This is a genomic window from Citrobacter sp. wls619, assembly GCF_005281345.1.
Lineage (GTDB): Bacteria > Pseudomonadota > Gammaproteobacteria > Enterobacterales > Enterobacteriaceae > Citrobacter.
In genome coordinates, this window is record NZ_SZXJ01000081.1 from 8,051 (window position 1) to 20,231 (window position 12,181).

Consider the following 12,181-nt stretch of genomic DNA (forward strand, 5'->3'; position numbering starts at 1 on the left):
TGATACTGTGGCGCAGGTTCCGGCATCACGCTGGGGGTAAACAGCGGCTCATGCGGACCCTCATCCACTAACGCTTTCATTGGTGAGAATTCAAAATCATCAAGCGAGAATGGATTCGCCCCGGCAGGCTGTGCGCCGGAATAACGTTGCTGTTGGGAAGAAGCGAATTGACGCGCCAGTTCAGCTTCTGCAGCTGAATCTTCGTCATCATCATGCGCTGTGTCATCCTGATACTCTTCACCATAGCGATGCTGCTGCGACTGGGCAAACTGACGCGCCAGTTCATCCTGCTGCATGGCATCAATTTCATCGTCACTGTATTGCGCATCCGTATCAAGCTGCTCTTCGCGCGCTTTCTCTTCCGCCATACGTTGTGACGGCAACTTAATGCCATATGAAGCCAACTCCCGGCGTGTCGGGACACGCACACGATTAGGACGCGGCAGTTGCGGGCCAATTCCCTCTTTCACCTGCGGACGCGGCGCACCGCTCCCTGCAAGACTAAATACCGGTGCGGCAACGGCTGCACCGGCACCCAATGCAGCGTTTTTCACCCCAGCAGCCAGCGGCGCTGCGGCAGCCACAGACTCAACGGGAGGTATGGATGCCACGGGCATAGACGGTGCAACGGGTTTCACCCGCTCAGGCTCTTGTACGGGTTCTGGAATCGGCTGATACCAGGCAGCTAGCTGCTCACGCTCACGCGCACGTTTTTCTTCCACTTCTTCAAAATAGTAGAGCGGTGGACGCGCTGGCTTCACCTCTTCAACGACAGGTTCAGGCTCGGTAACCGGCGGCTGTTCCACCACGGGCTGCTGATGTACCACAGGTTGTTGCTGCACAGTGTCTTGCTGATAGACAGGCTGCGGTTCAAGCGGCGCACTCTGCTGGTAAACCGGTTCTGGTTGCCAGGCGTGTTCCACCACCGGCTCAGGTGCTTGCCACGGCATTGCCGGTTGCGGCATCGTCGGCTGTTCATAGCCAGCTTCGGCAACTGGCGGTACAGAATATGGCATCTGCGGTTCAACCGGGGCTGGTTGCTGCCAGGGTTCATAAGGCTGAACCGGAGGCTGCGCGTACTGAACGGGCTGTGGGTAACCTTCCGGCGCTGGCGCGATAACCGCTTCACCGGTTTGCGGAGCCGGTGCGGATTGCCATGCCACAGCGGGAGTAGGTTGCTCTAAAACGGTTCCCGGTACTGGCGCAGGTTGCAACAGCGGGTCGACTGGCGCACTCCAGGCCTGAGTTGCCGCAGTGGCAGTGGCGGCCTCTGCCGCAGTGACCGGCTCAGTCACTGAATGGCCGTTTAATAGCGGGTCGAATTCATCGTATTCAGGCAATGTGGCACGGTTGCCAGAGAACAACACATCGTCAGGATCGGCTACAACGCCACGCGCGCTGTATTCAATTTCATCCTCATCATCCATGCGCTTGCCGGAGAACAGCGCGGCATCAGTGTGACGCCCAAGTGGATTGGTAAACTTCTCTGCCAGCCGTTTACGGCGCGCTAACGCTCCGCGCAGAATACGTGCCCGTCGGGATTCATGTGGGGTGCCATCAACGGCGTCGACAGACTCTTCATCATCTTCATATTCTTCGTCATCGACCCAGGTATCATCGCGACGAGTACGATTGCTGGCAAATGTCAGGATATTCAGTAACCAGCCACCCAGTTTCTCGGCAATGCTCACCCATGACCAGCCAGTAAACAGCGTTAAACCCGCAGCCCATATACATAACAGCGCAAGCGTACCGCCACTGCTGTGCAACAAGGGTTGCAGCGTAGTACTGAGCAGGCTGCCAATAACGCCGCCAGAGGCAAAATACCAGATGTCATCGGCATTGATTGCGGCAAGCCCGCAAGAGGTGAGGATCAGCGCCAGAACGCCAATAATACGCAGTGATACGGCGAAGTAATCGACGTATTCGTCGCTGGCCTGATGTCGCCAGGCAAACCAGCAGCCGCCGACAATGATAACGGGAATGGTGTAGGCCATGACACCAAAAATGAAGAACAGCGTGTCCGCCAGCCATGCTCCGGGTATTCCGCCCAGATTATGGATAGGTTCGTGCCATGCGGTTTGCGACCAACTGGGGTCCGAAGGGTTAAAGCTGAGTAAGGCAGCCATCAACCAGACGGCAAAAAGGGCAATAAGAATCAGCAACGCTTCCAGAAGTCGGCGCCCGCTGCTTAACTTCGTCAATGTGACGTCTTTGTCTTCAGTGTATTCCTGGCTCAAAAACGGCTCTCCAGGTTTCAGGCTTTTCCTGCCCGATGCTAAAACGGACAACAGCACCGGGTTACCCCGGCACTGTTGCTGTATGGATTAACAGGAGTGTAATCAAACTGCGTCGATTTTGCACCTGTTCCGTGTTAGCGCGTCTTAATTACCAGACGATTGCTCTGTTTGACTTCTTCCATTACCACGTAAGTACGTGTGTCATTCACGCCAGGCAGACGCAGCAGGGTTTCCCCCAGCAGCTTACGGTATGCCGACATATCCGGTACGCGTGTTTTCAGCAGATAGTCGAAATCACCGGAAACCAAATGACACTCTTGAATTTCTTCAAGTTTTTGTACTGCAGTGTTAAATTGCTCAAACACATCCGGGGCGCCACGATTCAGAGTAATCTCAACAAAAACCAGAAGTGATGCATCCAGATAATGCGGGTTCAACAGCGCTGTATAGCCCTGAATAAAACCCTGTCTTTCCAACCGACGCACACGCTCAAGGCAGGGCGTTGGAGAAAGTCCCACTCGTTTTGAAAGCTCGACGTTAGAAATACGCCCATCCTTTTGCAACTCATTAAGAATGTTACGATCGATACGGTCGAGATCTTTGCCAGGGCGCTTCTTACTATCTACCATTATTATTGTCTCTCTGTATTCCTTCCCTACTCCTGCCTGACTCTACTAACATCACTGTTCAGAGTCGCTACCCATCACAATAAACCGCAACCCAGAGGGATTTACGGTGCGCAATGCCTGGGTTTATGGTGAGAAGACCGTTGCCTGTCGGCGGCTATCGACATCACGAATGGCATCTGTCCACACCATGCGTAGATTTCACTAACCCGGTAAACATGGTATCTACATGCATGATTATGCAGCATATACATGACACAGTTTTTTTCTTCCTTGAATGTTTTCGCAAAACAGCAGGTGATTGTCAAAGCAAAACATCGATTTTTAGTACAACATGCCAGTTATTCATTGGGAGTGATGGAAAATCGTCATTTTATCACCTTATAACTGACCGATTTTAAGTAGAAATCATTATACCCCCGTCATAGTTCACGTCGCCTGTGCGTTGGCTTCACGCGCCCCCCCAACTCGAATAAATTAAGAAGCGCGTTACCCTCAATTTTGCCCATCATCGGTTTCCGCTATTACACATATTGTTAACAAAATCGCCATACTCTTTTTTTACGTCTGCAAATTCCCTACAATCCTGCCCATTGCCTACCAACAACTATGGGGATCTCATGGGCACGACCAAACACAGTAAACTTCTTATTCTGGGTTCAGGCCCTGCGGGCTATACCGCCGCCGTCTACGCTGCGCGCGCAAACCTGCAGCCGGTGCTGATTACCGGTATGGAAAAAGGCGGTCAGCTGACCACCACAACAGAAGTGGAGAACTGGCCTGGCGATCCAAACGATCTCACTGGCCCGCTGCTGATGGAGCGCATGCACGAGCACGCAACGAAATTTGAGACGGAGATCATCTTCGATCACATCAGCAAGGTTGATCTGCAAAACCGCCCTTTCCGTCTCACCGGAGACAGCGGCGAGTACACCTGTGACGCATTGATCATCGCCACTGGCGCTTCAGCGCGCTATCTGGGCTTACCTTCAGAAGAAGCCTTTAAAGGCCGCGGCGTCTCCGCCTGCGCAACCTGCGACGGTTTCTTCTATCGTAACCAAAAAGTTGCGGTGATCGGCGGCGGCAACACCGCGGTGGAAGAAGCGTTGTACCTGGCGAATATCGCCTCCGAAGTTCACTTGATTCACCGCCGCGACAGTTTCCGTGCTGAGAAAATCCTCATCAAACGTTTGATGGACAAAGTTGAAAACGGCAACATCGTGCTGCACACGCATCGCACACTGGAAGAAGTGACTGGCGATCAAATGGGTGTCACCGGATTGCGCCTGCGCGATACGCAAAATACTGACAACGTTGAATCTCTCGACGTCGCCGGATTGTTTGTCGCCATCGGCCACAGCCCGAACACGGCTATTTTTGATGGTCAACTTGAACTGGAAAACGGCTATATCAAAGTTCAGTCCGGTATTCACGGCAATGCGACACAAACCAGCATTCCTGGTGTGTTCGCTGCCGGTGACGTGATGGACCATATTTATCGTCAGGCGATTACCTCAGCTGGCACTGGTTGTATGGCCGCCCTGGACGCTGAACGTTATCTCGACGGTCTGGCGGACGCCTGCAAATAGTTTTTACAAATCAGTAACAAAAGTAAAAAAGGCGACTATAAGTCGCCTTTATTTTTGCCCCGTTGTAACATTGTCCTGCCCAAAAATTCCAATAACTCACCTGCTAAGCGTGCAATGAATAAAACCCGTCAAAAAGAGCTTACCCGCTGGTTAAAACAGCAAAGTGTCATTTCTCAACGCTGGCTGAATATTTCACGCCTGTTGGGGTTCGTAAGCGGCCTGTTAATTGTCGCTCAGGCCTGGCTCATGGCTCGGATTCTGCAGCACATGATCATGGAAAATATTCCCCGTGAAGCGCTGCTGTTCCCTTTCGTCGTGCTGGTCTTGATTTTTATCCTGCGGGCGTGGGTTGTCTGGTTACGTGAGCGAATAGGGTTTCATGCGGGCCAACATATTCGTTTTGAGATTCGTCGTCAGGTTCTGGACCGTCTGCAACAGGCGGGGCCAGCATGGATACAGGGGAAGCCTGCCGGAAGCTGGGCCACGCTGATTCTGGAACAGATTGACGATATGCATGACTACTATGCGCGTTATTTGCCGCAAATGGCGCTTGCGGTATGCGTCCCGTTATTGATTGTGGCTGCCGTTTTCCCGTCAAACTGGGTTGCAGCCCTTATCCTGCTGGGAACCGCCCCACTGATCCCTCTGTTTATGGCGATGGTCGGTATGGGCGCTGCCGATGCCAACCGGCGTAACTTTCAGGCACTTGCCCGACTCAGCGGTCACTTCCTCGATCGCTTGCGCGGCATGGAAACACTGAGAATTTTTGGTCGCGGCGAAGCGGAGACGGAAAGCATCCGGGCTGCATCGCAGGATTTCCGTCAGCGCACGATGGAAGTGCTTCGCCTGGCATTTCTCTCTTCGGGCGTGCTGGAGTTTTTCACTTCGCTCTCCATTGCCCTGGTCGCCGTGTACTTCGGTTTTTCTTATCTTGGCGAGCTTGATTTCGGCCACTACGGAACCGGCGTCACGCTGGCGGCAGGTTTCCTGGCGCTGATTCTGGCTCCGGAATTTTTCCAGCCGCTGCGCGATCTGGGGACGTTTTACCATGCCAAGGCGCAAGCGGTAGGTGCTGCCGACAGTCTGAAAACGTTCATGGAAACCCCGCTCGCGCATCCTGAGCGTGGCGATATTGAGCTGGCGACCAAAGACGCGGTTTCCATTGAAGCCGAAGATCTGATCATCACCTCACCCGAAGGCAAAGTCCTTGCTGGTCCGCTTAACTTCTCCCTACCCGCAGGCCAGCGCGCGGTGCTGGTTGGGCGTAGTGGTTCCGGTAAGAGCTCGTTGCTGAATGTCCTGTCCGGTTTTCTCTCTTATCAGGGATCGCTACGGATTAACGGCTTTGAGCTGCGCGACCTGTCGCCTGATTGCTGGCGCAAACAGCTGTCCTGGGTTGGACAAAACCCGCAGCTTCCGGCAGCGACATTGCGCGAAAATGTGCTGCTGGCATGCCCTGATGCCAGCGAAGAACAGCTACAGGCCGCGCTCGATAGCGCCTGGGTCAGTGAATTTTTACCGCTGCTTCCTCAGGGTGTGGATACCCCTGTGGGCGACCAGGCTGGTCGACTTTCTGTCGGGCAAGCGCAGCGTGTTGCCGTTGCCCGCGCCTTACTCAACCCGTGTCAGCTACTGCTGCTCGACGAACCCGCAGCCAGTCTGGATGCACACAGCGAACAACGTGTGATGCAGGCGTTGAATGCGGCATCGTGCCGCCAGAGCACACTGATGGTTACGCACCAGCTGGAAGATCTTGCCGACTGGGACGCTATCTGGGTCATGCAAGACGGTCAGATTGTCGAACAAGGTACCTATGCGCAACTTAGCGCAGCCAACGGGGCTTTTACGACATTACTGGCTCATCGTCAGGAGGACATCTAAATGCGCGCTTTGCTACCTTATCTGACGCTGTATAAACGTCATAAATGGATGTTAACACTGGGGATCGTTCTGGCGATCGTCACATTATTGGCAAGCATTGGTTTGCTGACGCTTTCAGGCTGGTTCCTGTCTGCTTCCGCCGTTGTCGGTGTCACCGGGATCTACAGTTTTAACTACATGCTCCCGGCAGCTGGCGTTCGCGGGGCGGCAATTACCCGAACCGCAGGTCGTTATTTCGAACGACTGGTCAGTCACGACGCGACGTTTCGTGTATTGCAGCATTTGCGTATTTACACCTTCAGCAAATTGCTGCCGCTCTCCCCTGCCGGACTCGCCCGATACGGTCAGGGCGAACTGCTCAACCGCGTTGTGGCGGATGTCGACACGCTCGATCATCTCTATTTACGCGTGCTCTCTCCGCTGGTTGGCGCGTTTGTCGTTATTGTGGTGGTCACGCTAGGATTGAGCGTTCTCGATCTCACGCTCGCTATCACTCTTGGCGGCATTATGCTGCTGACTCTGTTTATCTTGCCTCCGTTGTTTTACCAGGCGGGTAAAAGCACCGGGCAGAACCTGACGCATCTGCGCGGGCAATATCGTCAGCAGTTGACCTCCTGGTTACAGGGTCAGGCTGAGCTGACCATTTTTGGCGCCAGTGAACGCTACCGAGCTCAAATGGAAGCCACCGAGCTGCAATGGCATGAAGCCCAGCGTCGTCAGTCCGAATTAACGGCCTTGTCTCAGGCTGTCATGCTGCTGATTGGCGCTCTGGCTGTGGTGATGATGTTATGGATGGCTTCAGGTGGCGTAGGCGGAAACACACAACCTGGCGCACTAATAGCGTTGTTTGTGTTCTGCGCATTAGCCGCTTTCGAAGCGCTGGCCCCTGTTACCGGCGCATTTCAGCATCTCGGTCAGGTGATTGCTTCAGCGCTACGTATTACCGAACTGACAGAACAACAACCGGAAGTCACCTTCCCGGATACGGAAGCTACTGTTTCAGAAAAGATTACTCTGACATTGCGTGAGGTGTCTTTCAGCTATCCTGGGCAAACACAAAAAGCGCTGGACACCCTTTCTTTGCTCGCTAAACCCGGTGAACACATTGCGATTCTGGGTCGGACAGGCTGTGGGAAATCAACGTTACTGCAATTATTGACCCGTGCATGGGATCCACAACGCGGCGAAATCCTGATTAACGATCGTCCGATTTCAACGCTGAGCGAAGCCGCTTTGCGCCAATGCATCAGCGTCGTACCACAGCGAGTGCATCTGTTCAGTGCGACATTGCGCGATAACCTGCTGCTGGCTGCGCCACACGCCAGCGATGAAGCGCTATCCGGGATGCTGTGCCGTGTCGGTCTGGAAAAACTACTTGAAGGTGACGGGCTCAATGCCTGGCTGGGTGAAGGCGGTCGTCAGCTTTCAGGCGGAGAGCTACGCCGTTTGGCTATCGCGCGAGCCTTGCTGCATGATGCGCCGCTGATGCTTCTGGATGAACCTACTGAAGGTCTGGATGCGACAACGGAAAGCCAAATGCTTGAACTGATTAACGATGTGATGCGCAATAAAACCGTACTCATGGTCACACATCGCCTGCGCGGACTGTCGCGATTTAATCAAATAATAGTGATGGACAACGGACACATAATTGAGCAAGGTAATCACGCAGATCTGTTAGCCAGGCAGGGGCGTTATTACCAGTTTAAGCAACGTCTGTAAGCTATTATTGAACGATCCGACTCGCGTAGTGGAGTTTCGCTGTCATGCGCCTGGTGCAACTGTCCCGCCATTCTATCGCCTTCCCCTCACCGGAAGGCGCTTTACGCGAGCCTAACGGTTTGTTGGCGCTGGGGGGCGATCTCAGCCCTGCCCGCCTGCTAATGGCCTACCAACGCGGTATTTTCCCGTGGTTTTCCCCTGGCGACCCTATCCTCTGGTGGTCGCCCGACCCACGCGCCATTCTTTGGCCTGATAAATTTCACGTAAGTCGCAGCATGAAGCGCTTTCATAAAAATTCGCCTTATCGCGTGACGCTCAATTACGCGTTTGGTCAGGTCATTGAAGGATGTGCAAACGACCGGGAAGAAGGCACCTGGATAACGCATGATGTCGTGGATGCCTATCATCGACTGCATGAACTTGGACACGCGCACTCTATTGAAGTATGGCGGCAAAATGAATTAGTCGGCGGGATGTACGGCGTTGCGCAAGGTACCCTTTTCTGCGGTGAATCGATGTTCAGTCGCCAGGAAAATGCCTCCAAAACCGCACTGCTTGTTTTTTGCGCCGAATTTATCCGTCAGGGCGGAAAATTAATCGATTGCCAGGTGTTAAATACCCATACAGAATCGCTGGGAGCCATTGAGACTCCGCGCAGGGACTACCTTGAACATTTAAGCAGGCTACGCCAGCAGCGCCTACCGAGCCACTTCTGGGTGCCCAGGACGTTATTTTCGCCTCAGGAGTGAATGTTTTCGGCACATTTTTTGTCGGGGTGTTATAATTGGTGCCGCAGAGTCGGTTTAGCCCATTACCCCGCCGCCGTTAAGGAACAGTTCGCGTCAGGCAACGCCTATCGTTTATCTCATCGTTCCCTTACACGTTGCGCTTTTAGTGCGGCTTTGTTGTGTGCGGTTAGAGTAATGCGCCAAACCCGATTTGCTGCGTTTTAAACGCACAAATCTTTACTTATTAAAAGAACTTCGGCATTATCTTGCCGGTTCAAATTACGGTAGTGATACCCCAGAGGATTAGATGGCCAAAGAAGACAATATTGAAATGCAGGGTACCGTTCTCGATACGTTACCTAATACCATGTTCCGCGTAGAGTTAGAAAACGGTCACGTGGTTACTGCACACATCTCCGGTAAAATGCGTAAAAACTATATCCGCATCCTGACGGGCGACAAAGTGACTGTTGAACTAACCCCGTACGACCTGAGCAAAGGCCGCATTGTCTTCCGTAGTCGCTGATTGTTTTAACGCCCGAATGGCGTCCAGATAATAAAAGGTCGGTTTAACCGGCCTTTTTTGTGGACTGATATTACGTATTTAATCCTCGATCATTCGTGCATATTCTTCCGTGAGGAAATCCACCAATGCACGAACCGACGGCAATAACCCCCTGCGCGATGGAAAGACCGCGTGAATGATCTCTCGCTTTGGTTCCCAACCATCCAGTAATGCCACCAGCTCGCCCGCCGCTATTTGCTCTTTTACCATCAATTGCGGGAGCTGAACGACCCCTACACCTGCCACTGCCGCTTCGCGTAAAGCCAGCATATCGGTGGTGATCATACGCGGTGTGAAATGCACCTCTGCACGCGCACCCTGTGGGCCAAATAATTCCCAGCGATGCACATGCTTACCCGTGGCCAGGCTCAGACCAGGCCATCGGGTCAGCTCTGCTGGTGCATGTAAAGCGCCCATCTGCTCGATCAATCGCGGGCTGGCATATAGGCGATGCCCCCTGTCTGCAAGTACACGCATAACCAGATCGCTATCCTCAAAAGGACGGGGTCTGACGCGAATCGCAACATCAAGGCCTTCACCTACTACGTCAACCCGACGATTTGTAGCCTCAAGCTGTACGGATACATCGGGATAACGTGCCATAAAACGGGCGAGCATGGAGCCGACATGCACGTGCAGTAAAGTGACCGGACAGGTCAGCTTCACAATACCTCGCGGCTCTACCTGCAACGCAGCAATGGCATCCTGCGCTGCCTGCGCTTCCACCAACATAGCCTTACAGTGTTCGTAGAACGTTTGCCCAACTTCTGTAACATTAAACTGCCGGGTGGTTCGCTGAATCAACCGAACCCCCAGCCTCTCCTCCAGTTGTGCAATTCGGCGGCTCAGTTTTGATTTCGGTTCATCGAGCGCCCGACCAGCCGCAGCGAATCCTCCTTCTTCAACGACGTGAACAAACCACGCGAAATCATTGAGATCCGGATTAGTCATCCTATTGTCCTATTTATGAGACGGTGAAGGCCATTTTAGCTACTACTCAGTTCTCTGTCATGAATATAAGCTTATTCACATCAAGATAACGCCACTGAGGAGACACATATGAAACAAGTAACAGGCGTCTACACCGCACCTCGCCCACACTGGGTTGGCGATGGATTCCCGGTTCGCTCGATGTTCTCTTACCAGTCTCATGCTGAACAGTTAAGTCCGTTCCTGCTGCTGGATTACGCCGGGCCACATACCTTCACCCCAGGTAATGAAAAACGTGGCGTGGGTGAACACCCTCACCGTGGTTTCGAAACGGTGACCATCGTTTACAGCGGTGAAGTTGAACATCGTGACTCAACCGGCCGCGGTGGGATTATCGGCCCAGGCGACGTGCAGTGGATGACTGCAGGTGCAGGCATTTTACACGAAGAATTCCATTCGCCGGAATTTACCCGGAAGGGGGGCGAGCTGGAAATGGTGCAACTTTGGGTCAACCTACCAGCGAAAGACAAAATGGCGGTACCCGGATATCAGGGCATTAGTAGTGATGTTATCCCTACTGTCGCGCTGCCAGATGACGCCGGCACTCTCCGTGTCATTGCGGGCAGCTATCAGGAGACAAAAGGTCCGGCACATACCTTCTCGCCGCTGAATGTCTGGGATATGCGTCTGCAGCGTAATCATCAGCTCACGCTGTCTCAGCCGGAAGGATGGAGCACCGCGCTGGTCGTACTGAAAGGCAATATCACCGTAAACGGCACCACACCCGTCAGCGAGGCACAGCTGGTGGTGTTAAGCCAGCAGGGTAAAACATTGCATATTGAAGCCAGTAGCGATGCCAGCGTCTTGCTGTTGTCAGGCGAACCGTTGAATGAGCCGATTGTGGGTTACGGTCCGTTTGTCATGAACACGAAACAAGAAATCGCTGAAGCCGTACGCGATTTTAACTCCGGCCGCTTTGGCCAAATCTGAATCAAAGGAGAATACTATGTCCAGTCCTGCAAACTTTAATGGTTCACGCCCGGTCATCGATGTAAATGATTCCGTTATGCTGCTTATCGATCACCAGAGCGGACTTTTCCAGACCGTAGGTGATATGCCAATGCCTGAACTGCGTGCACGTGCTGCCGCGCTGGCTAAAATGGCCTCTCTGGCGAAGATGCCGGTGATTACCACCGCATCAGTACCGCAGGGACCGAACGGCCCGTTGATCCCTGAGATCCACGCCAATGCGCCTCATGCTCAATACGTGGCGCGTAAAGGTGAAATCAACGCCTGGGATAACGAAGATTTTGTAAAAGCCGTGAAAGCGACCGGTCGTAAGACGCTGATTATCGCCGGTACCATAACCAGTGTTTGCATGGCTTTCCCAGCCATTAGTGCGGTCGCGGAAGGTTACAAAGTGTTCGCAGTTATCGATGCTTCCGGCACCTACAGTAAAATGGCGCAGGAAATTACCCTGGCACGTGTCGTTCAGGCAGGCGTAGTACCGATGGATACCGCCGCCGTTGCTTCTGAACTGCAGGGTACATGGAACCGTGAAGATGCCGCAGAGTGGGCAGAAGTGTACACGAAAGTATTCCCGGCATATCAGCTGCTGATTGAGAGCTACAGCAAAGCCCAGGAAGTCGTCACCAACGGTGAAAAACTGGACTCTCAGCGCTAATCCTCTCCCCCACGCCTGTCCGGGTGGGGGAATATGTACATTGCGTAACCAAACGAATATGAACATGTAAATTCTGCTTGACCGTTTTAGCGCAACTCCCTATAGTAGCGCCCCGTTGCCCCCCATGTGGTCAGGCAGCAATACAATATGGTGAGGTGTCCGAGTGGCTGAAGGAGCACGCCTGGAAAGTGTGTATACGGCAACGTATTCGGGGTT

10 protein-coding genes and 2 pseudogenes are annotated in these 12,181 nt (G+C 53.3%); 9 read left to right on the top strand and 3 right to left on the bottom strand.

Annotated elements, in window-relative coordinates:
* The coding region (locus FDX19_RS16200) for a DNA translocase FtsK 4TM domain-containing protein (RefSeq protein WP_170974390.1) at positions 1–2,240 on the bottom strand (2,240 nt) is incomplete at its 3' end.
* 134 nt (positions 2,241–2,374) lie between these two features.
* A complete protein-coding gene (gene lrp, locus FDX19_RS16205) occupies positions 2,375–2,869 on the bottom strand; it encodes a leucine-responsive transcriptional regulator Lrp (protein ID WP_000228473.1) in 495 nt (164 codons plus the stop codon).
* A gap of 617 nt (positions 2,870–3,486) precedes the next feature.
* Here lrp and trxB point away from each other — a divergent pair.
* From trxB to infA, 7 genes and pseudogenes are all read left to right on the top strand, one after another.
* Positions 3,487–4,455 carry a thioredoxin-disulfide reductase gene (gene trxB / locus FDX19_RS16210; protein ID WP_005123580.1) on the top strand — a complete coding sequence of 323 codons (969 nt, stop codon included), beginning with the start codon at positions 3,487–3,489 and terminating at the stop codon, positions 4,453–4,455.
* A gap of 114 nt (positions 4,456–4,569) precedes the next feature.
* Entirely contained in the window at positions 4,570–6,336 is a 1,767-nt protein-coding gene (gene cydD, locus FDX19_RS16215; RefSeq protein ID WP_137383503.1) for a cysteine/glutathione ABC transporter permease/ATP-binding protein CydD, read from the top strand.
* Positions 6,337–8,058 carry a cysteine/glutathione ABC transporter ATP-binding protein/permease CydC gene (cydC, locus tag FDX19_RS16220; RefSeq protein ID WP_137383504.1) on the top strand — a complete coding sequence of 574 codons (1,722 nt, stop codon included), beginning with the start codon at positions 6,337–6,339 and terminating at the stop codon, positions 8,056–8,058.
* Between the two features lie 44 nt (positions 8,059–8,102).
* Positions 8,103–8,807: a leucyl/phenylalanyl-tRNA--protein transferase gene (gene aat, locus FDX19_RS16225; RefSeq protein WP_137383505.1), complete on the top strand. Its 705-nt coding sequence runs from the start codon at positions 8,103–8,105 to the stop codon at positions 8,805–8,807.
* A pseudogene (locus FDX19_RS25500) lies at positions 8,808–8,882 on the top strand (hypothetical protein); the annotation flags it as partial.
* Between the two features lie 113 nt (positions 8,883–8,995).
* Positions 8,996–9,166, top strand: a pseudogene (locus FDX19_RS25505) (hypothetical protein); the annotation flags it as partial.
* On the top strand, positions 9,094–9,312 hold the full coding sequence (gene infA, locus FDX19_RS16235; protein WP_002211347.1) for a translation initiation factor IF-1: 219 nt from the start codon (positions 9,094–9,096) through the stop codon (positions 9,310–9,312). The pseudogene FDX19_RS25505 and the gene infA, both read left to right, overlap by 73 nt.
* A gap of 78 nt (positions 9,313–9,390) precedes the next feature.
* On the opposite strand, the gene FDX19_RS16240 is transcribed toward infA, so the two are convergent.
* Entirely contained in the window at positions 9,391–10,302 is a 912-nt protein-coding gene (locus FDX19_RS16240; RefSeq protein ID WP_137383506.1) for a LysR family transcriptional regulator, read from the bottom strand.
* Positions 10,303–10,410: 108 nt separating this feature from the next.
* Here FDX19_RS16240 and FDX19_RS16245 point away from each other — a divergent pair, with 108 nt between their 5' ends.
* Positions 10,411–11,271, top strand: coding sequence for a pirin family protein (locus FDX19_RS16245; RefSeq protein WP_137383507.1), 861 nt, complete (start codon positions 10,411–10,413; stop codon positions 11,269–11,271).
* Positions 11,272–11,287: 16 nt separating this feature from the next.
* Entirely contained in the window at positions 11,288–11,965 is a 678-nt protein-coding gene (locus FDX19_RS16250) for an isochorismatase family protein (protein WP_061067608.1), read from the top strand.
* The last annotated feature ends 216 nt before the right edge of the window (positions 11,966–12,181 follow it).